We start from the raw sequence: 21,773 nt of genomic DNA, 5'->3' as shown, positions 1-21,773 counted from the left end.
TGATGTGGCCCCAAGAACTAGGGGCCTGGAATGCGGCGGATTGTCTGGAGACGGCCCACGCCGGTGCCCAAGGGTTTGCCCTTCATTGCCCCTTGAACAGGGCCTGGAACTGTCGCGACACCGGCAGCTTGTCGTCACGGCCGCGCAGCGTGACGACCATGGTGCCCTCGTCCACGCGGATGGCCTTGGCGATGCAGCGGCTGTTGACGAGCACGCTGCGGTGGATCTGCCAGAACTGCTCCGGGTCGAACTGCGTCAGCAGCTCGCGCAGCGGCGTGCGAATCAGCGCGTCGCCACTCTGGTGGACGACGCGGGTGTAGCGCTGGTCGGCCTCGAAGTAGATGATTTCTTCCGGCGGGATCAGCAGCACGTCGCGCCCGACGCTGGCCTGGATGGGGCGCGGCACCGGTTTCGCCTGCGGCAGGCTGGCCAGCAGGCGCTGCAGGGCCGTCGTGTCCGCCGTCGGTTGGGCCAAGCGCGCGCGCAGCCGGGCCAGCGTCTGCGCGAGGCGCTCGTCGTCGACGGGCTTGAGCACATAGTCGACCGCACCGGCGTCGAAGGCCGCCAGCGCGTGGTCGTCGTAGGCCGTCACGAAGACGATCAGCGGCGGCTGGGCCAGGGCGGACAGGCGGCGCGCCACCTCCAGCCCGGTGAGGCCGGGCATGCGGATGTCGAGGAAGGCGATGGCCGGCTCATGGGCCAGGCAGTCGTCCCAGGCCTCGGCACCATTGGTGCTGGCGGCGACGATGTCCAGCTCGGGCCACAGGCGGGCCAGTGCCGCGCGCAGCTGCTCGCGCGGGGCCTCCTCGTCGTCGGCGATCAGGGCGGTGAAGTTCATGGCAGGGGCAGGGTCAGGGTGGCAGTGCAACCGGGCGTGGCGTCGGTCAGCGTCAGCGTGGCGCTGGGGTAGGCGCCGAGCAGGCGGCGCCGGGTGTTGGACAGGCCCACGCCCTCGGTCCAGCCGGGTGTGAGGCCCGGGCCGTCATCGGTGATGGTCAGCACCAGGCGATCGGCCTCGTGGCGTGCGGCGATTTCGACATGGCCGCCGCGCAGCTGGGGCTCGATGCCGTGGGCGATGGTGTTCTCCACCAGCGTCAGCACGATGCCCGGCGGCACCGGGCTGTCCAGGTCGACCTGCATGTCGATGCTGAAGGCGAGCCGCGCACCCAGCCTGGCCTGCATGATGGTCAGGTAGCGGCGCACCATTTCCATCTCTTCGGCCAGCGGTTGCAGCTCGCGGTCGAACATCGGCAGCGTCGCGCGCAGATAGGCCGTGAAGTCGCGCAGCAGCGGTGCGGCGCGGGCATCGCCGGTGTCCACCCAGTGCTGCAGCGAGGCGAGGGTGTTGAACAGGAAATGGGGCTGGATCTGCGCCGCGGCCAGGCGCGTCTGCAGGCGCAGCGCAATGTCCTGCTCGGCGAGCTCGCGCAGCCGCGCCTCGATCTGCTCCACGCGGTAGACGGTCAAGCCCCACCAGGCCGACAGGATGGCCGTCATGACCACCACCGCCAGCGCCGCGTGGTCGATGGCGGCCTCGCGCCAGCCCGTCCTGATCAGCACGACGAAGAACACCGCGACGACCGCCGCAATGCCGTAGCAGGCGATGTTCAGCCGGCGCCGGCTCGGGTTGCGCCAGAGCCCGCGCGCCACGGCCAGCGCAACGGAGGTGATGAACAGCGACAGGAACCACGCCACCGGCCGCGTGCCCTTGGACATCTGGTGCGAGAACGCGGCCAGCAGCAGGATGACGTTGACGAAGACGTACTGGTCTATGCCCGACGGCCAGGCCTGGTCGCCGCCACGGGCCATCTCCGCGGGCGTGAAGACACGGCGCGAGCCGGGATAGAACCATTGGACATAGTCGTCGAGGCGAGGCATGGCGGCAGTCTAGGAGGCGGGGCGGTGGCACGGCGCCAATCGGGCGGCGAATGGCGGGCTGGAACGCCTGAATGGCAGAGTCGACCGATCGGTCGGGAAACGTGCAGAATGCCCGCATGCCTTCCTGGACCTCCCTCGACCTGCAGCGCCGCGGCGACGGCGTGGCCGTGCTGACGATGAACCGCCCGGCCGTCTTCAATGCCTTCGACGAGACGCTGATCGCCGAACTGGATGCGGCCTTCGCGCAGCTGGGCGACGACGCCGGCGTGCGCGCCATCGTGCTGGCCGGCTCAGGCAAGCATTTCAGCGCCGGTGCCGACCTGCAGTGGATGCAGCGCGCCGCCGCCGCCTCGCAGGACGACAACCTCGCCGACGCGCGCCGCTTCTCGGCCATGCTGGCGCGCATTGCCGAGACCCCGAAGCCGACGATCGCCCGCGTGCAGGGCGCGGCCCTGGGTGGCGGCGTCGGCCTGGTGGCCGCCTGCGACATGGCCGTCGCCGCCGAGGCGGCGAGCTTTTCGGTCAGCGAGGCCCGCATGGGCATCCTGCCCGCCGTCAWCGGCCCGCACCTCGTCAACGCCGTGGGCCTGCGCGAGGCGCGCCGCCTGGCGCTGACGGCCAGCCGCATCGATGCCACCGAAGCCATGCGTGTCGGCCTCGTGCAGCGCGTCGTGCCGGTCGAGGGGCTGGACGCGGCCGTCGACGCCTTCATCACCGAGCTGCTGGCCTGCGGCCCCGCCGCCCAGGGCGAGATCAAGCAGCTCTATGCCCAGCTGTCGCCCGGCCCGGTCACCGCCGAGGTGCGCGAGCTGACGGCCCAAACGATTGCCCGCGTGCGCAAGACGCCCGAGGCCCGCGAAGGCTTCGCCGCCTTCCTGGCCAAGCGCAAGCCCAACTGGACGGCCTCCGAATGAATCTGAACAACTCCCGCATCCTCGTCGTCGGCGCCGGCCTGATGGGCGCCGGCATCGCGCAAGTGGCCGCCCAGGCCGGCCACGAGGTGGCCCTCTTCGACGCCCGCGCTGGCGCCGCCGAGGCCGCCAAGAGCAAGCTCTCGGCCACGCTGGGCGGCCTGGTCACCAAGGGCAAGCTGACCGCGGATGCGGCCCAGGCGACGCTGGCGCGCATCACGCCGGTGGAGGCTCTCGGCAGCGCCGACCTCGTCATCGAGGCCATCGTCGAGAACCTGGAGGTGAAGCGCGCGCTGTTCGCCGAGCTGGAGACCTTGCTGCCCGCCGACGCCGTCATTGCCACCAATACCTCGTCCATCTCGGTGACGGCGCTGGCGCGCGGTATGCACAAGCCCGAGCGCCTCGTCGGCATGCACTTCTTCAATCCGGTGCCGCTGATGAAGCTGGTCGAGGTGGTGTCCGGCCTGGGCACTGCGCCCGAGGTCGCGCAGGCCGTCTTCGAGCTCGCCGGCCGCTGGGGCAAGACGGCGGTGCACACGCGCTCGACGCCGGGCTTCATCGTCAACCGCATCGCCCGGCCCTATTACGCCGAGACGCTGATGCTGTTGCAGGACCGTGCCGCGGCGCCCGAGCTCATCGACGCCTGCCTGCGCGCCGCGGGATTTCGCATGGGCCCCTGCGAGTTGATGGACCTGATCGGCCACGACACCAATTTCGCGGTGACCAACTCCGTCTTCGCGGCCAACTTCCACGACCGCCGCTTCACGCCGTCGCTGGTGCAGCAGGAGCTGGTGGATGCCGGTTTCTTTGGCCGCAAGAGCGGGCGCGGCTTCTACCGTTACCCGGAAGGGCCGCCGGCGCTGCCGGCCGTCAACATCGCGCCGCCGCGGGCGGCCCGCCTCGTCGTGCATGGCCGTGGCGCGCTGGCCGAACGTTTCGTCGCCAACCTGCCGGAGGCGGTGCGCGAGCTGGACAGCGACTGGGTCGGCCTGGCCGTCGACGGCCGCCAGCTGCGCCTGACCGATGGCCGGCGTGCGCGCGATTTCGGCCCGGGCGCGGCGGTCTTTGATTTGCCGCTGGCGCCCAGTGGTGACATCGCCTATGCCGGCGATGCACGCACCGCCGAATGGCTGACCTGGTTAGGGCTGACGCCGCGCGCCGTGGCCGACCTGCCCGGCCTCGTCGTCGCCCGCACGATCGCGATGCTGATCAACGAGGCGGCCGATGCCGTCGCCCAGGGCGTCTGCGACGAGGCCGGCGCCGACGCGGCGATGAAACTGGGCGTCAACTATCCCGCCGGCCCCTTCGAATGGCTGGCCTTCTGGAGCGCCGCACCCGTCGTCGCACTGCTGGACCGACTCGATCAACACTACCGCGGCGAGCGCTATCGCGTGTCGCCGTATTTACGGTGAGCCCCTCGCCCAGCCCTGCGCCGCTGAACGCGGGCATGTCTGGTCGATCCCCCGCGGGGACGGCGATGCTTGCGGCATCGAACCGCAAGCACATCGCCAGCCGGGCCGGCTAGGGAGCGGCCCGTCGCTCGGCCCGCAAATCCGAACATGCAATTGGAGACTTCAATGAATCACGCTTTTATCTGCGACGCGATTCGCACGCCCTTCGGCCGCTACGGCGGCGCGCTGTCCTCCATCCGCACCGACGACCTGGGCGCCCTGCCCATCAAGGCGCTGATGGCGCGCAATGCGAATGTCGACTGGGCCCAGGTCGCCGACGTCATCTATGGCTGCGCCAACCAGGCCGGCGAGGACAACCGCAATGTCGCCCGCATGGCGGCGCTGCTGGCCGGCTTGCCGATGGACGTGCCCGGCAGCACGGTCAACCGCCTGTGCGGTTCGGGCATGGACGCCATCGGCACGGCCGCGCGCGCCATCCGTGCCGGCGAGGCCGGGCTGATGATCGCCGGCGGTGTCGAGAGCATGAGCCGCGCGCCCTTCGTGATGCCCAAGGCCGAGTCGGCCTTCAGCCGCGCCAACGCGGTCTATGACACCACCATCGGCTGGCGCTTCATCAACAAGCAGATGAAGGCGCTGTACGGCGTCGACGCCATGCCCGAGACGGCCGAGAACGTGGCGGCCGATTTCGGCATCGAGCGCGAGGCCCAGGACCGCATGGCGCTTGCTTCGCAGATGAAGGCGATTGCGGCGCAGAAGCGCGGCTTCTTCGAGCGCGAGATCGTGCCGGTGGAAGTGCCGCAGAAGAAGGGCGATCCGGTTCGCGTGCTGCTCGATGAGCACCCGCGCGAGACCAGCATCGAGGCGCTCGCCAAGCTGAAGGGCGTCGTCAAGCCCGACGGCAGCGTGACGGCCGGCAACGCCAGCGGCGTCAACGACGGCGCCTGTGCGCTGCTGCTGGCCAGCGAGGCCGAAGCGGCCCGTCATGGCCTCAAGCCCCGCGCCCGTGTCGTCGGCATGGCCACCGCCGGTGTCGCGCCGCGCATCATGGGCATAGGCCCGGCGCCGGCCACGCGCAAGGTCATGGCGCTGACCGGCCTGACCCTCGCGCAGATGGACGTCATCGAGCTGAACGAGGCCTTTGCGGCCCAGGGCCTGGCCGTGCTGCGCGACCTCGGTCTGGCGGATGACGACGCCCGCGTGAACCCCAACGGCGGCGCCATCGCGCTGGGCCACCCGCTCGGCGCCAGCGGTGCGCGCCTCGTGACGACGGCGATCAACCAGCTCGAGGTGACGGGCGGCCGCTATGCGCTGTGCACGATGTGCATCGGCGTCGGTCAGGGCATCGCGCTGATCGTGGAACGCGTCTAGCTATTCCAGAAACAGCCTGGAGATGCCCTTCAGGCTGACCAGATTGCCCGGGTTGCTGGTCTCGTTGAGCACGCCGGCCATCCGTGCCAGCAGGCGCTGGCTCTTCTTGGCGCGCCAGATCAGCAGGTCGGCCAGCCAGGGGTGGGCGTTGACGCGGTTGGCGCGTTCGTAGAGGTCGAACTTGGGCTTGAGGGCCGTGAGGGCGGCTTCGTAGGCGGCGCGGGCCGCGGCGTCGTCGGCGTGGCCGAGGATGGCGTCGGCCGCCAGCATGCCGGTCTCCATGGCCTTGCCAATGCCTTCGCCGGTGAAGGAATAGGTGCTGCCTGCCGCCTCGCCGGTGACGAGCAGGCCGGGCCGTGTCCATTGGGCGCCGGCCAGCGTGCAGCGCAGCGGAGCGCCCTTCAGCTCGCCCACCAGTTCGCCGACCCGCATCAGTTCCGCCGCGGGTTCGTACTTGGCGATGAAGGCATCGAAGATGGCGCGCAGGTTGACGTCCTTTTTCTGGCCCTTGCCGCCGAGGTCTCGATGGCTGTCCGTCACGCCGACGCCGATGTTGAAGTGGCCGTCGGGTGCCGGGAAGATCCAGCCATAGCCCGGCCGCACCGATTTGTCCCAGACGACTTCCAGCGCCTTGATCCTGCCGACCATCTGCGGCGCCTTCACATAGCCGCGCAAGGCCACGCCGCTGGGCGTGTGGCGCTCGCACATGCCGGCGGCCGTCAATGCCTTGGGGACGGCGCCGGTCGCGAGCACGACCCAGCGCGCAGGGATCTCGACGATCTCGTCACCTCGCTTCAGCCGGGCGCCGACGACGCGGCCGTCGACCTCCAGCGGCGCCTCGAAGCGCGCCTGCTCGAAGCGCGCGCCGGCGTCGCGGGCGGCGCGCAGCAGCAATGCGTCCAGCTCCTTGCGCGGCAGCACCGCCAGCGTGCCGGGCACGTCGATGCGCCCACCGCGCGGGCCGATGCAGCCGACGTGGCTCACGGCCTCGGCGCGGCGCATGACTTCGTCCAGCAGGCCCAGGCGGGCCAGGGCCTTGTGGGCATCCGGGATCAAGCCGTCGCCGCAGATCTTGTCGCGGCCGGGCGGGTGTTGGTCGACCAGCAGCACTGACACGCCGGCACGGGCCAGTGTGCGCGCGCAGGCGCTGCCGGCGGGGCCGGCTCCGATGACGAGAACGTCGGGAATGGGATCGGTGGCTGTCATGGCAAGGGCAGGAGCGGCGCGCATTCTCGCCCCCGAAATGAAAAAGGCCCGCCGAGGCGGGCCTGAAGAGGCCGGCGCGAAGCCGGCCGGATCACGTCATCAGAACGTGTAGGTGCCGGTCACGTAGACGGTGCGCATCAGCGGGCTGGCGTAGCGCGGGTCATAGGCAACCTGGTGGCCCGAAGAGTCACGCAGCGTCAGCGGCGGGGCCTTGTTCAGCAGGTTGGTGACGCCCAGACGCAGTTCCAGCGCCTTGCTCCACTTGTAGCTGCCCTGGTAGTCGATGGTGTAGTACTCCGGCACATTCAGCGCGATGGTCGTGTTCTTGCCCGTCGACAGGTCACGAACGGTCTGCGCACGGTCCTGGTACTTGCTGCGGTACTTGAACTGCAGCGAGTTGGTCAGGGCGCCGGTTTGCAGCTTGGCCTGCGCGGTCAGGATGTTGCGGAAGGTCACGGCGGCGTTTTCGCCGTAGTGGCCCAGGCTGTCCGTGAAGTCGTTGCTCGTGCCTGCACGGGTGTACGAGGACTCGATGATGTACGTGCCAGACACCGAGGTCGTCAGGCGGCCGACGCCACCGATTTCCGTGCGGCCTTCGAGTTCCCAGTCGATACCCTTGGTGATGGCCTGACCGATGTTGGTCGACAGGGCCATGAAGGCGTAGAAGTTCGACGTTTCAGCCGGCTGCTTGTACGTGGTGAACAGGCTCTGGTACTTCTGCGGATCGCCGAAGGCCTGGTTGGCCGACACGCCGCTGACGGCGTCGCGCAGCTTGACTTGCCAGTAGTCCAGGGCCGCGCTGAAGTTCGAGCTCGGCTCGATGCGCACGCCCAGGGTGGCCTGCTTGGACTTCTCGGGCTTCAGGTTCTCGTTGCCGCCGCTCAGCTGCGTGTACTGGGCCTTGCCAGGCTTGCAAGGCGGCGAACCGCTGCCGTCGCCAGGGAAGGGGCAGTCGTAGCTGGAGGCGGTCACGCCGTTGGAGACCAGCGGCTGGGCGATGTCCAGCATGTCCGGGGCCTTGAAGCCCGTGCCGTAGGAGCCACGGAACATCAGCTGGCTGGAGACCTGGTACTTGCCCGACAGCTTGTAGGTCGATGCCTTTTCCGTCTTGCCGAAGTCGCGGTTGTTGATCGCGTCCTTGATCTTGCTGATGCTGTCGTAGCGCAGCGAGGCATTGACCTCGAGGCCCTTCACGACCGGGATCAGCAATTCAGCGAAAACGCCGAGGTTGTCGCGCTCGAGGTCGTACTGCGGGTTGGCGGCAAAGTTGTAGATGACGCCGTTGACCGCGTCGGCAGACGGGGTCTGCTTGTAGTGGTAGTTGCGGACGTCGGCGCCGACACCCAGGTTCACCGCACCGGCGGGCAGGTTGAAGACTTCGCCCGAGGCGCGCACGTCGCCGCCCTTCAGCGTCGTCGAGGCGGTACGGATGCTGCCGTGGTAGATGGAGTCGCCGATCAGCTTCTGCGCGGCGGAGGTCTGGTTGCCCGACGGCACAAACGGGTCGATGGCCAGCGTGCTGACGATGTTCGTGAACTCGGTGGTCTTGAAATAACCGCCGATGTAATGCTCGTCCAGCGAGTTCTGCGACCAGGTCAGCGCGCCATTGATGTTCCAGCTGCCGACGTCGGCATCTGCGCCGACGACGACGTGCTTGGCTGTGGTGAAGGTCTCCGAATCGCGGGTACCGAAGTCCGTCGCGCGGAAGCCTGCCGTGACGGTGTTGACGCGGGCCTGCTGGGCGGCCGTCAGATAGGGCGAGACGTACTTGTTGTACAGCGCCGATCCGACCGGGATGTTGATGGGCACCGGGTTCGGCGCGATACGGGCGATCAGGTCGTACTTGGAGTAGGCGATGTCAGAGAACAGCTTGAGATTTTCAGAAACCTTGAGCTGACCCGTGACGAAGGCCGAATCACGCGTGGATTCGGGATAGATGTCGATGGTCGACACGAAGTCGAACGCGCATTGCGCGGTGCCGACGGTGGCCGCGCTGCCTGCCGGAATCGTGTTGGCGAGGCTGTAGAAATTGTTGGGGGCGCAAACGCCCTTTTCCTTCATGTAGGGGTTGAAGGAGTAGGCGCCCAGCGTCGCGGTGTCAGCACCGATACGCTTGAACGTCACCTGCGCGTTGGCCGGGTCGGCGGACGTGCTGGTGCGGTCGTAGACGTAGTTGTTGCCCTGGAAGTAGACCGGCACATAGGCGGTCTTGGCGAAATCGCGATCGCTGGACTTCAGCTGCTTCTGCTGGTCGCGGCGATAGGACGCCACGACGTTGAAGCGGTCACGGTCGAGGTCGCCGAAGCCATAGGTGATGGAAGCAAAGGCCGACTTGCCGCCGCCTTCCAGCGGGTTCGAGTAGCTGGCCGTGACTTCGCCGCCCTGCTTGTTGCGCTTCAGGACGAAGTTCACGACGCCGGCAATGGCGTCAGAGCCGTACAGGGCCGAGGCGCCGTCGGTCAGCACTTCGATGCGATCGATCGCGCTCATGGGGATCGAGTTCAGATTGACGCGACCACCGTCACCCGAGGGTGCCAGGCGGCGGCCGTTCAGCAGCACCAGCGTGTAGGCTTGGCCGATGTCGTGCAGCGAGGCGAAGACGGTGCCGCCGGAGTTGGAGCCGATGGCGATGTCGGCAATCTGGAAGCCTTGCATGGCCGGCATGCGTTGCAGCAGTTCGGCCACGTTGGTGGCGCCGGTGGCCTTGATCTGCTCCGAGCTGATGACCTGCACGGGCAATGCGCCCTCGCTGGCGATGCGCTTGATACTGGAACCAGTGATTTCGACCCGTTCCAGTTGCTGCTGGGCGATAGCCGGCTGCATGGCTGCGGCGAGACAAGCCAACGCAGCGGCGCTGACGGCATGAAGTTTGAACATCGAAGGAACTCCTAACAATTAAGACAACTTGCCTAACCTGATGGGCGGCAAGTGCTAGGCCACAGCCCCGGCCGTAGCGCCGGAGAGTCGCGGAAGTGTGATGAAAGATTGCTGAGCACCTTTGCGGGTTCGCCCCAATTGAGTGGGCTCGGCCGTGCCGACGCGTGCTTTTCGTGGCGCCAGGCGCGCAAATCCCTAGCTCACGCGGCGCAGCGCGCGTGCACTGTCGTTATCGGGCAACAGAAGCCGATTTTTCCGGCGGGTTGTTCGAACCAGAAAGCAACAGATTGACACCGAAATGGGTGTTGCCAGCCGCTGGCATTGCCTGCAGCGCAGTGCCAAAGCGAAGCGTCCCGGCCGAACGCGTGGTCGCCAGGACATCGAGGATTGCACCAGAAGGGGGCTCGCAGGGGGCGCGAGCCTGTCAGGGCCTGCCCGCCAAGGGCAGGCCCTGCGCGGCATCAGAACTCGTAGCGGCCGCTCAGGCGCACATAGCGCGGTTCCTGCGTGGCCGTCGGGCTGCCGTAGTTGGCGTTCTGCCGGTAGGGTGCGACCTCGCTGGTGGCGTAGCTGTAGTCGCGCAGTTCGTTGTATTCCGTCGCCTTGCGGGTGTTGAACACATTGAAGACGTCGGCCTGCAGCGTCAGCCGGCTGGCGGCCCACTTGGGCTTGTAGGCGAACTGCATGTCGAACTGGTGCGTCCACGGCGTGCGGCCCGCCGTGCCGCGCGGCACCAGCTTGACCTCCGTCGTGCTGGTGCGGCAGTAGTAGGACGAAGCGCTGCCGGTCCAGGTTTCGGCGAAGTCGGGCACCGTGTTGGGCACGAAGCCGATGCAGCTGTACGGCCGGCCCGAGGTCAGCACCGCGTTCAGGCCCATCGACACCTCTTCCGTCAGCGCGTAGGTGCCAAACACCTTGAAGGTGTGGCGGCGGTCGTTGGGCAGATAGCCCTTGGCGCCATCGGTGAAGGAACCGAAGTCGAAGTCCTGGGTGATGCCCGCGTCCTCCTGGTTCAGCTGCGACTGCACATAGCCCTCGGCGGTGCCGCGGCTCTTGGCCAGCACATAGGAGACCTGCAGGCCCCACTTGCCATCGAAGGGCTTCTCCAGGGTCAGCTCCAGCGCCTTGTAGGTGCGGGTGTAGGGCGCGAGGCGGAAGTAGCTGGCCGGGATGTTGACGGTCGTCAGCTGGCCATCGTTCTTCAGGTCCATCGCCAGGCTGACATCCTTGCCCGGGTTGAGCACGATGCAGGAGGCCAGCGTGCCGGAGTCGAAGGCGGTGTAGCCGTTGTCCGCCGCCCAGTCTTCCATGGCGTAGTGGCCGCAGAAGTCATCCATGCCGCTGTTGATCTTGCGGTAGGTGAACTTGGCGCCGGCCGTCCAGCCCTTGGCGACGGCCTTCTGGATGCCCAGGATGTATTCGTCCTGGTTCATCGGGCTCAGGTTGGTGGCGGAGATGGTGGCCGGGTTGGGGATGCGGCCGTCCGAGTTCACCAGCGTCGTGCCGATCTGGGTGGTGCCCGTCGGTGCGGCTGTGCGCGGGTCCTGGCCGGTGTAGCGGTAGTAGGCCTCGGTGTTGAACTCGCCGCGGGTGGCGCGGATGTTGGTGTTGGACGCCACCGGGATGTAGTAGCGGCCGACATTGCCGTAGACCTTGAGCGTGGAGTCGCCGTTGGCATCCCAGGAGAAGCCCAGGCGCGGCGCCATCTCGCGGTCCTTCTTGACGAAGCTCACGCCATCGCTGTTCTTGTTGTCGAAGGATTCCCAGCGCAGGCCGCCGTAGAGCAGGATTTCCTTGGTGACCTTGAAGCTGTCCTCGACGTAGTAGGCGCTGTTCTTGACCTCGTACTCGCCGCTGGTGTTCTGCGAGATGCGGCCGCGCACATAGGGCGTGTTGCCGGGCAGGGCCACGCCGCGCACGGTGCCGCCGGCGGCCGGGGTCACGAAATAGCGCCAGTAGATGCCGCCCGAGTAGTCCGAGCCGCCGGCCTGGCCGGAGGTGAAGGTCTGGTTGTCCAGGCCGGCACGGATGGTGTGCTTGCCGGCGACGTACTCCAGGTCGACGCGGTAGGCCTTGCGCTTGTCGATGTCGGTGGGCGGTGCGTTGGGGTCGCGGCCGGGAGCGCCGGGGAAGATGCCGTTCCAGCAGCCCAGCGGGGCCGTGGCGCCGACGTTGTAGACGGTCGGGCAGTCGGATCCGTTCAGGCGCGCGCCGCTGAAAATGGGCTGCTGATCGTCCACGCGGCCGGCCAGGGCCGAGATCGTGAGGTCGTCGGTCAGGTAGCCGGTGTACTTGAGGATGTCGACGCGGCCGCCGGCCGTGCGCTTGCTGGCGCCGGGCGTGCCGTCCAGCGTGCCTGCATAGGGCGTGGCGGAGTCGTAGTCGTAGTAGTCGCGCTTGCTCTTGGTGCTGATGCCGGTGTATTCGAAGAGGTGGTTGTCCGTCGGCGCGAAGTCGACCTTGACCAGCCAGTTCGGATGCGTGTCCTTGATGCGGTGGGACTGGCTTTCCTCGAAGGTGTCGGTCGTGTTGCTGCGGCCTTCGACGAGGCCGAAGACAAACAGCTTGTCCTTGATGACGGGACCGCCGACATAGGCGTTGTACTCACGCACCTCGCGGCGGTTCAGCGTGGTGTCGTAGTAATAGTGCGTGTAGGGCGGCAGCGACGGGAAGGCGCTGTCCAGGTCGGTTTCCTTGTTGGCGACGCGCACGCCCTTGCTGCGCAGGGCCTGCGGCTCCCAGTAGACCGAGGCGCCGCCCGTCCATTCGTTGGTGCCGCGCTTGGTCAGCAGGCTGATGACGCCACCCAGCGAGCGGCCATATTCGGCGCCGTAGCCGCCGGTCTTGATCTGCTGCTGCGCGATCGCCTCGAAGGGCAGATTGGCATAGGACAGGAAGTTGCGGATGTTGGTGACGTCGAAGCCGTTGATGTAGTAGCCGTTCTCGGCCACCGAGGCGCCGGCGAAGGACGGCAGGCCGCCCTTGTCGCCCAGGTCGGCATCCCCCTTCACGACGCCCGGCGCCAGCAGGGCCACCGCGTCGACGTTGCGCGCCACCGGCAGGGCGCGCAGCTGCTCGGCGGTGAACACCGTGCTGCTCTCCACGCTGGCCACGTCGATCATCGAGCGGCTGGCGCGCCCCGAGATCTCGATGCGTTCCATCTCCTGGACATTGAGCTTGACCTCGGTCCCGGAACCCAGGGCCACCACCACCTCGCGCGTGACGCCGCCCGAGGTCACGCGATAGCGGCCCGGCTGCAGCTTGGAGAAGGTGAAGTTGCCGGCCGCCTCCGCCGTGGTCTGACGCTGCAGGCCGGTGTCGACGTTGACGATGTTGACGGTCGCGCCGGCCGTGGTGCGGCCGAACAGCGAGCCTTCAGCGCTCTGCGCCTGGGCGGCGCCGGCAAAACCCAGGCTGATCGCCAGGGCGACTGCGCTGTGGCGCAGGAAGGGGGTACGGGGGTGATGCAGGGTAAGCAAGATGGCCCTCCGGAGAGTTGGATCGAGAACCTGACTTCTGACACATGCCAAAAGTCAGGGAGAAGGCCGGAATCTTGATTTCCCCCTAGGAATGCTGGGCCCGTGTTGTCCCTCTGCTTGGCAGGTAGGCAACACCGGGCTTCCGCTGCTTGACAGCGCCGCCAATCTTTCAGCAGGCTGTCTTCACCTTCAGCCGCCAGGCATGCAGCAGCGGCTCGGTATAGCCGCTGGGCTGGGCCTCGCCCTTGAAGACCAGGTCCAGCGCCGCCTGCATGGCCGCGCCCTGCGGGTGGGTGGCCAGCGCCTGGTAGGCCGGGTCGCCGGCGTTCTGGCCATCGACGACCTTGGCCATGCGCGCGAAGGTCTCGCGCACCTGCTCGGCCGTCACGACGCCATGGCGCAGCCAGTTGGCGATGTGCTGGCTGCTGATGCGCAGCGTGGCGCGGTCTTCCATCAGGCCGATGCCATTGATGTCCGGCACCTTGGAGCAGCCCACGCCCTGGTCCACCCAGCGCACCACATAGCCCAGGATGCCCTGCACGTTGTTGTCCAGCTCCTGCTGGCGCTGCTCGGGCGTCCAGTCGGCCTGGGGGGCGACCGGGATGGTCAGCAGCGCATTCAGGATGGCTTCGCGCTCGGCGGCGAGGTCGACCTTCTCCAGCGCCTGCTGCACCGCGCTGACGCTGACCTGGTGGTAGTGCAGCGCATGCAGGGTCGCGGCGGTCGGCGACGGCACCCAGGCGGTGTTGGCGCCGGCCTTGGGGTGAGCCACTTTCTGCTCCAGCATGGCCGCCATCAGGTCGGGCATGGCCCACATGCCCTTGCCGATCTGGGCCCGGCCACGCAGGCCGCAGGCCAGGCCGGTCAGCACATTGCTGCGCTCATAGGCCTGGATCCAGCTCGAGGTCTTCATGTCGCCCTTGCGCAGCATCGGGCCGGCGCGCATGGCGGTGTGCATCTCGTCGCCGGTGCGGTCCAGGAAGCCGGTATTGATGAAGGCGACGCGGCTGGCGGCGGCGGCGATGCAGGCCTTGAGGTTGACGGAGGTGCGGCGCTCCTCGTCCATGATGCCCAGCTTGACGGTGCTGTCCGGCAGGCCGAGCAACTGCTCGACGCGGCTGAACAGCTCGGCCGCGAAGKCCACTTCGGCGGGGCCGTGCATCTTGGGCTTGACGATATAGACCGAGCCCGTGCGCGAGTTGCCGCGGCGCTTCAGGTCATGCATCGCGATCGTCGTCGTGACGACGGCGTCCATGATGCCCTCCGGGATCTCGCTGCCATCGGCCAGCAGCATGGCCGGGTTGGTCATCAGGTGGCCGACATTGCGAACGAACATCAGCGAGCGGCCATGCAGCGTCACGGTGCCGCCGTTCGGGGCCGTGTAGACGCGGTCGGCATTCAGGCGGCGCGTGAAGCTCTTGCCGCCCTTGGCCACTTCCTCGGTCAGCGTGCCGAGCTGGATGCCCAGCCAGTTGCGGTAGGCCAGCAGCTTGTCCTCGGCGTCCACAGCCGCGACCGAGTCCTCCAGGTCGAGGATGGTGGACAGCGCAGACTCCAGCACGACGTCGGCGACGCCGGCCGCGTCGCTCTTGCCGATGGCCGTCGAGCGGTCGATGCGGATGTCCAGGTGCAGGCCGTGGTGGACCAGCAGCACGCTGGTCGGCGTGGCGGCGTCGCCCTGGTAGCCGGCGAAGGCGGCGGTGTCCTTGAGGCCCGTGGTGGCGCCGGAGGCCAGCGTGACGACGAGCTGGCCGCCTTCCACGCGGTAGCCGGTCGCCTGCGCATGCGAGCCGCTGGCCAGCGGCGCGGCCTGGTCCAGCACCTGGCGGGCGAAGGCGATGACCTTGGCGCCGCGCACCGGGTTGTAGCCGCCGTCGCGCGTCGCGCCGTCGGCCTCGGAGATGGCGTCGGTGCCGTACAGCGCGTCGTACAGCGAACCCCAGCGCGCATTGGCCGCGTTCAGCGCATAGCGGGCGTTCAGGATGGGCACGACGAGCTGGGGGCCGGCCTGCAGGGCCAGCTCGGCGTCGACGTTGGCCGTGGTCGCCTGCACCTGGGCGGGCGGCTCGACGAGATAGCCGATGCGTTGCAGAAAGGTCCGGTAGGCCGGCATGTCGGTGATCGGGCCGGGATGGGCCTCGTGCCAGGCGTCCAGCTCGGACTGCAGGCGGTCGCGCTCGGCCAGCAGGGCGCGGTTCATTGGCGCGAGTTCGTGGGCCAACTGGCTGAAGCCGGCCCAGAAGGCGTCGGCTGCGACGCCGGTGCCGGGCAGCACCTCGGTGTCGATGAAGCGGGCCAGGTCGGTATCGACCTGCAGGCGGTGGAGGGTGGTGCGGGGCATGGCGAACAACTCCTGCGAGAGGCAACAACGGATGTCGCCAATCTAGCCGCGTCGCGTGTCGGGATTCGCTGCGGGCCGCGCCATTCATCTGTGACAAAAACGCAAAGATCTTTCCTGAAACCGCTGTCTTTGCACCTTTGGGCCAGCACAATCCCGTCATGGACAAGCTCAAGCAGATCGAGTCCTTCGTCCTCGTCGCCGGCAAGGGCAGCCTGACGGCGGCGGCCCAGGCCGAGGGCGTCGCGCCGGCCGTCATGGGTCGACGGCTGGACGCGCTGGAAGCGCGCCTGGGCGTCAAGCTGATGCTGCGCACGACGCGGCGGCTGACGCTGACACCCGAGGGCCAGGCCTTCCTGGAGGACTGCCAGCGCCTCGTCGCGTCGCTGGCCGATGCCGAGGCCGCCGTCAGTGCCGGCGGGCTGAAGGCCAGCGGCCATCTGCGTGTGACGGCCCCGGCCGGCTTTGGCCGCCGCCATGTCGCGCCGCTGGTGCCCAGCTTCCTGGCCGAGCATGCCGACCTCAGCCTGTCGCTGAACTTGAGCGACCGCGTCGTCGACATCGTCCATGAGGGCTTCGACTGCGCGGTGCGCGTCGGCGACCTGCCCGACTCCAGCCTCGTCAGCACGCGCCTGGCCGACAACCGGCGGCTGTGCGTCGCCGCGCCCGGCTATCTGAAGCGGGCCGGCACGCCCAAGCACCCCGATGAACTCGGCCGCCATGCCTGCCTGACGCTGAGCTCCGAAGCCAGCCAGGTGCGTGGCTGGGCCTTCCAGATCGAAGGTGCGTTGCAACACCTGCGGCCCGTCGGGCGCCTGGACTGCAGCGACGGTCAGGTGCTGCACGACTGGTGCGTGGAAGGGCTGGGCATCGCCTGGCGCAGCACCTGGGAGGTCGAGGCCGATCTCGCGGCGGGGCGGCTGGTCAGCGTGCTGGACGCCTTCGCGGCGCCGCCCAACGGCATCTACGCGGTGTTCCCGCAGTCACGCCATCTGCCGCTGCGCACGCGGCTTTGGGTGGAGCATCTGCGCGGCCACTACGGCCGCGCTGACTACTGGCGCTCTTGAATTCGGGCCGAGCGCCGGGCAGCTCCCTAGCCGGCCCGCCATGGCGATGTGCTTGCGGCTCAATGCCGCAAGCATCGCCGTCCCCTCGGGGGACCGACCGGGCTCGCCCGCGTTCAGTGGGGCCAGACCGGGCGAGGGGTCTCAATCCCCGAGCTGCACCTTGGCGCGCTTGCCAGCCCAGCTGTCGAACTTGCCGGCGTAAGCCTCCTCGATGCGGTTGCGCTTGACCTTGAAGGTCGGCGTGATGAAGCCGTTGTCGACGGTCCAGGGCGTCTTGATCAGCACCAGGGTGTCGAGCTGCTCGTGCGGGTCCAGGCGGGCGTTGACGTCGTCGAGATGCTTGCTCAGCTCGGCCATCAACGCGGCGCGCTCCGCGTCGGTGCTGGCGCGCTGGATGCCTTGCGGCGACAGCATGGCGATGCCCAGCGGCTGGCCCATGTTGGCGCCGGCCACGCAGCAGGCCTCGATGTTGGGGTTCATGCCCAGCTTGTCTTCGATGGGCGCCGGGGCGACGTATTTGCCCTTGCTGGTCTTGAACAGGTCCTTCACGCGGCCGGTGATGCGCACGCAGCCATCGCCGTCCTGGCTCACCTTGTCGCCGGTGTGCAGCCAGCCATCCGACGTCAGCGCGTCGGCGGTCAGGCCGGGTTCCTTGTAGTAGCCGATCATCAGCGCCGGGCTGCGCATCTGCAGCTCGCCATTCGCCGGGTCGATGCGCGTCTGCACGCCGCCATAGGCCGGGCCGACGGTGCCGCGCTGGTTCTTGCCCGGCATCGTCATGTGCGACAGCGCCAGGTTCTCGGTCATGCCATAGCCCTCGTTGATGTGCAGGCCGATGGTCTCGTACCACTCCAGCAGCGCCACCGGCATGGGCGCGGCGCCGCCGACGGCGATGCGGCACTGGTCCAGCCCCAGGGCCTTGAGCACCTTCTTGCGCACCAGGCCGCCGATGATGGGCAGGCGCAGCAGCTTGTTCATCTTCTGCGGCGGCATCTTGGCCTGCACGCCCTGCTGGAACTTGACCCACAGCCGCGGCACGCTGAAGAAGATGGTCGGCCGCGAGCGCTGCAGGTCGGCCGTGAAGGTGTCCAGCGACTCGGCGAAGAACACCTTGAGGCCGACCTTCAGCCAGCTGTGCTCGACGAGCACCCGCTCGGCCACGTGGGCCAGCGGCAGATAGGACATCATGCGGTCGTTGACGCTCATCGGGAAGCGCGCCAGGCCCTCGCTGATGGCCCAGGCAAAGGCGCCGAAGTTGTGCATCACGCCCTTGGGGTTGCCCGTCGTGCCCGAGGTGTAGATCAGCGTGCAGAGCTCGTCGGCGGCGCGCGTAGGCTCGCCCTTCAGCGGCTCGGTGCGGGCGCAGATGGCGTCCCAGCTCTCGTAGTTCTTCTTCACGTCGTCGGGCGACAGCGCATAGCTGGCGCCAGGCAGGCTGGGCGGCACGCCGGGCTTCATGCCCTCCCAGCCGTCGAGCTTGCCGATGAAGACGAAGCGCGCCTCGCTGTGCGTGAGGATCTGCGTGATGGTCTCGGCGGCCAGCGTCGGGTACAGCGGCACGGACACATAACCAGCCATCCAGATGGCAAGGTCGGTCATCAGCCACCAGGCGCAGTTCTTGGACAGCATCGCCACCTTGGCGTCGGCCGGCCAGCCTTCGGCGGCGCCCTTGGCCTTCAGGAAGGCGGCCATGCGGCGCACCTGGTCGCCCACCTGGGCCCAGGTGAAGTCCTTGACCTCGGGCCCACCCATGGGCTGGGTCAGCGTGACCGTGCTGCCGGCCGTGCGCTCCCAGTGATACAGGCGTTGCAGGGCGAGCTGGTCGGCGGCGATGGTGGCCATGGGCGTGTCTCCTCAGGGGATTCTTTTCGGGAGCCGCAAAGTTAACCGCCTGTAAAGCTGCCCCTCCCCCGGGTAAACACCTTGCGCCGTGACGCCCTGCCCACAGCGCCTAGAGGCAGGTCTCTAGAAACGCCAGTCGCAGTCGGCCGCTGCCGTGCCGGCCTGCAACTGCGCGGCGACGCCGGTCAGTGGATGCAGGTCGGGCGTCAGCTCGGCCAGATTGGGTGGCCGCGCGGCTTCGGCGCGCGTGAGGGCCGCCTCCCAGGGCTCGCCCGCCGCGCGCAGTGCGCAGGCCAGTTGCAGGCGGGCGGTCCAGTCCGGCAGGCCCTGCGATTCGGGCAGGCCGTCGAAATAGGCCACGCGGATGCGCGTCGCCGCCAGCCAGGCCGCCGGCGTGCCGGCCTGCCGGCCCTTGAGGAGGTCGATGCGGCTGGCCAGGTTGCCGGCCTGGGCGAGCAGGGGGCGCAGCGTGTTCAGCCGGTGCTCGATGTCGCGCGCCAGCGCCTGGCCGGCCTCGCCGGCCCCGGGGGCGATGGCGACATGGGCCAGCGTCAGCAGGCCCTCGGCGCGGCGCACGTCTCCGATCAGCGGTGCCGCGTCCAGCTTGACGAGGGCTTCGGCGGCCGCCCGTACCGTGGCCGTGTCGGCGCGCCCGGCGGCCAGCGCGCGGGCCTCCAGCACCAGGGTGCGGCGCAGCAGCCCGGTCACCGCGTCGTCGGCGCCGGCGGCTTCGGTCTCGGCCTGGGCTTTCTCCAGCTGATCCAGGGCCGGGCCGAAGCGCCCCAGCTGCTGCAGATAGACGGCCAGCAACTGGCGCATCAGCGTGCTGGCATGGTTGCCGGGGCGGGCGACGGCATCCCAGCGGCGAATCAGGTCATCGCTGCGCGCCGTGGCCTCGGCCGCGCTCTCGCGTGCGAGCCGCCAACGCACGAAGGCCAGGTTGCGTTCCAGCACCAGCGCCGGGCGTATGCGCTCGGCCTCCTTCGGATTCCAGAACGGCTTGGCCGCCTCCAGCGAGCGCTCGGCCTCGCGCAGCCGGCCCTCGTAGACGTAGAGCACGTTCTCGTAGGTCGCGAAGCGCGCATGCTCGAAGGGGTTCTTGGCGTAGATCACGTCGTTGGAACGCCGTGCCAGCGCCAGCTCGCGTTCGGCCTCGGCGAAGCGGCCCAGGCGGCCATAGGCGGTCAGCAGGTGCAGGCGCAGGTTGTGCGACTTCTCGCTGAGCGGCCCGTAGCGCTGGTCCCAGCGGGGCAGCAGCGGCTCCAGCAGGTCGATGACGGGCTGGCCGCCGGCCACGGCCGTGTGGATGCCGGCCAGCGAGACGACGGCGTCCTCGGCGCGCGGGTCGTCCTCGCCGAAGGCCTGGCGCGCATGGGCCAGGCGGGCCTCGGCCAGCGGCGCGGCGACGTCGAAACGCTGCAGCGCGAAATAGGTCTTCACCAGCGTGTTGAAGACGCGGTCCTTGACCTCGGGCTGGTCGTTGAAGCGCGTCGCCAGCTCGTCGCGCTTGCGGTCCAGCAGTTCGACGACGGTGGGCTGGCGGCCGCCGTTCTGGTCGGGGCTGGCGGCGCTCAGCATCTCGGCGAGATAGCCGGTCACCTGGTCGGACTCGCGCGCCGCGGCTTGCGCCTCACGGCGTTGCCACAGGCTCACGGCCAGGCCCAGGCTGAGCGCCGCGATGACCAGCGTGCCGCCGATGGCCACGGCCGCGTTGCGCCTGGCCCAGAGGTGGACGCGGTGGCGCCACTCCTCGGCGCGCACGCTGACCGGGCGCTGCTCCAGCCAGCGTTGCAGGTCGTCGATGAGGGCGCCGACGCTGGCATAGCGCTCGGCGGGATCCTTGCGCAGCGCCTTGGCAGCCACGGCCTCGAGGTCGCCGCGGGCGCGCGCCGCGTCGGGCGGGCGGCCCGGGCCCTGGTCGCGCTCATCGGCACCGCTGCCGGTCGTGCGCGTCAGCCGCACCGCTTCCGTGTGCAGCACCGCATGCTCCAGCTCCGTGCGGCTGCGGCCCTTGCTGTCAAAGGGCAGCTGGCCGCTGGCCAGTTCGTAGAGCATGACGCCCAGCGAGTAGATGTCGGCCGCGACACCCACGGCGGCACCGGAGATCTGCTCGGGCGCCGCATAGGCGGGCGTCAGGCGCCGGCCCGAGATCAGCGTCAACTGGCTGTCGGCCTGCATGCCGGCGTCGTTCAGCAGGCCGGCGATGCCGAAGTCCAGCAACTTGGCACAACCACTCTCGTCGAGCATCACATTGCCGGGCTTGAGGTCGCGGTGCACGATGAGCTGGGCATGCGCATGCTCGACGGCACGCGCCACTTCGACGAGCAGCTTCACGCGCGCCGCCAGCGGCAGGGCATGGCTGCGTGCATGGGCGCTGAGCGTCTGGCCGGACACGTACTCCAGCACCAGGTAGGCGCGGCCGTCCTGCTCGCCAGCATCCAGCAGACGCGCGATGCCGGGATGCGTCAGGCGGCCGAGCACGGCGCGCTCGCGGGCGAAGCGGGCCGCGAGGCCGGGGCTGGCGAGGTCCTCGCGCAGCAGCTTGATGGCGGCTTCGCCCTGGTAGAGGCCGTCGGCCCGTTCGGCCCGCCACACCTGGCCCATGCCGCCTTCGCCAAGCAGCTCGGCCAGGCACCAGGCGCCGAAGCGGTCGCCGGGCTCGGGCCGCTTGTTGTGGGGGCGTTCGACCAGGGCATCGGCCAGCTGCGCATTGAAGGCGGTCTGGCCGACCAGCACGGTGGCGTCGTCGTCCTCCGGCAGATTGGCCAGCATGCGCGCCAGCCGTTCGGCCAGTGCGGGCGGCTGCAGAGCGGCCAGGCGCGCCTGGCGTTCGGCGGCGGGCAGGTCGGCCAGTTCGTCGAAGAGGGCCGAGATGCGCGGCCAGTCGGTGGCGTCCATGGCGTTCATGGGGCTAGAACTGACCTTCCCATTGACGGGCGGGCTTGCYGCTCTCCAGCTCGCGGCGCAGGGCATCGAGAGGATGGCTGGCCAGCCAGGCCGGGCGCAGCGCGTCGGCGCGCTGCAGCGCCGCGGCGGCCTCCGGCGTGCCGGCCAGGCTGGCCGCGAGGTCGAGCTGGGCCCGCCAATGCGGCAGGCCCTGGGGCTGGGGCAGGGCGTCCAGCAGCGCCACGCGCTGGCGCAGCGCCGCCAGGCTGGCGGGGGCCTGGCCGCGCGCCCGGGCCAGTTCGCCGGCGGCCTGCTCGACGCGGCTGCGCAGCTGTTGGTGGACGTTCAGCCAGGGTTGCGCCTGCAGGTCCTGCAGCGGCGCCAGGGCCTGCTGGGCCAGGGCGAGGTCGCCCAGGTGCAGGCCGACACGCGCGATGGCCAGGCCGGCCTCGGCCCAGGGCGGGCCGCTGACGTCGCGGCTGCGGGCGAGCTCATCGGCCAGGCGGCGG

General features: G+C 69.0%; 13 protein-coding genes. 4 read left to right on the top strand and 9 right to left on the bottom strand.

Annotation, left to right across the window (positions count from 1 at the left end; translation table 11 throughout):
- Positions 1-82: 82 nt before the first annotated feature.
- Both AC1D2H_RS15830 and AC1D2H_RS15825 read right to left on the bottom strand, forming a co-directional pair.
- Positions 83-838, bottom strand: coding sequence for a LytR/AlgR family response regulator transcription factor (locus AC1D2H_RS15830; RefSeq protein WP_478011618.1), 756 nt, complete (start codon positions 836-838; stop codon positions 83-85).
- The gene (locus AC1D2H_RS15825) at positions 835-1,878 is read right to left on the bottom strand and encodes a sensor histidine kinase (RefSeq protein ID WP_478011617.1); all 1,044 of its coding nucleotides are present in this window, start codon (positions 1,876-1,878) and stop codon (positions 835-837) included. The genes AC1D2H_RS15830 and AC1D2H_RS15825 overlap by 4 nt, the downstream gene beginning before the upstream one ends.
- 116 nt (positions 1,879-1,994) lie before the next feature.
- On the opposite strand from AC1D2H_RS15825, the gene AC1D2H_RS15820 reads away from it, so the two are divergent.
- From AC1D2H_RS15820 to pcaF, 3 genes are all read left to right on the top strand, one after another.
- Positions 1,995-2,792, top strand: a complete 798-nt coding sequence (locus AC1D2H_RS15820; RefSeq protein WP_478011616.1) for an enoyl-CoA hydratase-related protein — start codon at positions 1,995-1,997, stop codon at positions 2,790-2,792.
- Positions 2,789-4,201: an FAD-dependent oxidoreductase gene (locus tag AC1D2H_RS15815; protein WP_478011615.1), complete on the top strand. Its 1,413-nt coding sequence runs from the start codon at positions 2,789-2,791 to the stop codon at positions 4,199-4,201. The genes AC1D2H_RS15820 and AC1D2H_RS15815 overlap by 4 nt, the downstream gene beginning before the upstream one ends.
- Before the next feature lie 165 nt (positions 4,202-4,366).
- Complete coding sequence (gene pcaF / locus AC1D2H_RS15810; RefSeq protein ID WP_477931098.1) at positions 4,367-5,569, top strand: 3-oxoadipyl-CoA thiolase; 1,203 nt, start codon at positions 4,367-4,369, stop codon at positions 5,567-5,569.
- Here the strand turns inward: pcaF and AC1D2H_RS15805 are convergent, their stop codons facing one another.
- The 4 genes from AC1D2H_RS15805 to AC1D2H_RS15790 all read right to left on the bottom strand — a co-directional run bounded on the left by AC1D2H_RS15805 (position 5,570) and on the right by AC1D2H_RS15790 (position 15,472).
- Complete coding sequence (locus AC1D2H_RS15805; RefSeq protein WP_477931096.1) at positions 5,570-6,775, bottom strand: NAD(P)/FAD-dependent oxidoreductase; 1,206 nt, start codon at positions 6,773-6,775, stop codon at positions 5,570-5,572.
- Positions 6,776-6,874: 99 nt separating this feature from the next.
- Positions 6,875-9,652 (bottom strand): TonB-dependent receptor domain-containing protein, encoded by a 2,778-nt coding sequence (locus tag AC1D2H_RS15800; protein WP_478011614.1) that lies wholly within the window; start codon positions 9,650-9,652, stop codon positions 6,875-6,877.
- A 461-nt stretch (positions 9,653-10,113) separates the two neighbouring features.
- The gene (locus tag AC1D2H_RS15795; RefSeq protein ID WP_478011613.1) at positions 10,114-13,131 is read right to left on the bottom strand and encodes a TonB-dependent receptor; all 3,018 of its coding nucleotides are present in this window, start codon (positions 13,129-13,131) and stop codon (positions 10,114-10,116) included.
- A gap of 169 nt (positions 13,132-13,300) precedes the next feature.
- Complete coding sequence (locus AC1D2H_RS15790) at positions 13,301-15,472, bottom strand: malate synthase G (RefSeq protein ID WP_478011612.1); 2,172 nt, start codon at positions 15,470-15,472, stop codon at positions 13,301-13,303.
- 158 nt (positions 15,473-15,630) lie between these two features.
- On the opposite strand from AC1D2H_RS15790, the gene AC1D2H_RS15785 reads away from it, so the two are divergent.
- Entirely contained in the window at positions 15,631-16,536 is a 906-nt protein-coding gene (locus AC1D2H_RS15785) for a LysR family transcriptional regulator (protein WP_478011611.1), read from the top strand.
- Positions 16,537-16,677: 141 nt separating this feature from the next.
- Here AC1D2H_RS15785 and AC1D2H_RS15780 read toward each other — a convergent pair whose 3' ends face one another.
- From AC1D2H_RS15780 to AC1D2H_RS15770, 3 genes are all read right to left on the bottom strand, one after another.
- Positions 16,678-18,378 (bottom strand): AMP-binding protein, encoded by a 1,701-nt coding sequence (locus AC1D2H_RS15780; RefSeq protein ID WP_477931086.1) that lies wholly within the window; start codon positions 18,376-18,378, stop codon positions 16,678-16,680.
- Positions 18,379-18,501: 123 nt separating this feature from the next.
- Positions 18,502-21,276, bottom strand: coding sequence for a serine/threonine-protein kinase (locus AC1D2H_RS15775; RefSeq protein WP_478011610.1), 2,775 nt, complete (start codon positions 21,274-21,276; stop codon positions 18,502-18,504).
- A 13-nt stretch (positions 21,277-21,289) separates the two neighbouring features.
- Positions 21,290-21,773 (bottom strand): hypothetical protein (locus AC1D2H_RS15770; protein ID WP_478011609.1); only part of this gene is annotated, 484 nt, incomplete at its 5' end.

Source organism: Roseateles sp. P1_C1_2, from assembly GCF_056406535.1.
This window is presented reverse-complemented; position numbering and strand designations above follow the sequence as displayed.

Excerpts from the sequence above, each read along its gene's own strand:
- AC1D2H_RS15830 (WP_478011618.1), bottom strand. The coding sequence starts at position 838 with ATGAACTTCACCGCCCTGATCGCCGACGACGAGGAGGCCCCGCGCGAG.
- AC1D2H_RS15825 (WP_478011617.1), bottom strand. The coding sequence starts at position 1,878 with ATGCCTCGCCTCGACGACTATGTCCAATGGTTCTATCCCGGCTCGCGC.
- AC1D2H_RS15815 (WP_478011615.1), top strand. The coding sequence starts at position 2,789 with ATGAATCTGAACAACTCCCGCATCCTCGTCGTCGGCGCCGGCCTGATG.
- pcaF (WP_477931098.1), top strand. The coding sequence starts at position 4,367 with ATGAATCACGCTTTTATCTGCGACGCGATTCGCACGCCCTTCGGCCGC.
- AC1D2H_RS15805 (WP_477931096.1), bottom strand. The coding sequence starts at position 6,775 with ATGACAGCCACCGATCCCATTCCCGACGTTCTCGTCATCGGAGCCGGC.
- AC1D2H_RS15800 (WP_478011614.1), bottom strand. The coding sequence starts at position 9,652 with ATGTTCAAACTTCATGCCGTCAGCGCCGCTGCGTTGGCTTGTCTCGCC.
- AC1D2H_RS15785 (WP_478011611.1), top strand. The coding sequence starts at position 15,631 with ATGGACAAGCTCAAGCAGATCGAGTCCTTCGTCCTCGTCGCCGGCAAG.
- AC1D2H_RS15780 (WP_477931086.1), bottom strand. The coding sequence starts at position 18,378 with ATGGCCACCATCGCCGCCGACCAGCTCGCCCTGCAACGCCTGTATCAC.
- AC1D2H_RS15775 (WP_478011610.1), bottom strand. The coding sequence starts at position 21,276 with ATGGACGCCACCGACTGGCCGCGCATCTCGGCCCTCTTCGACGAACTG.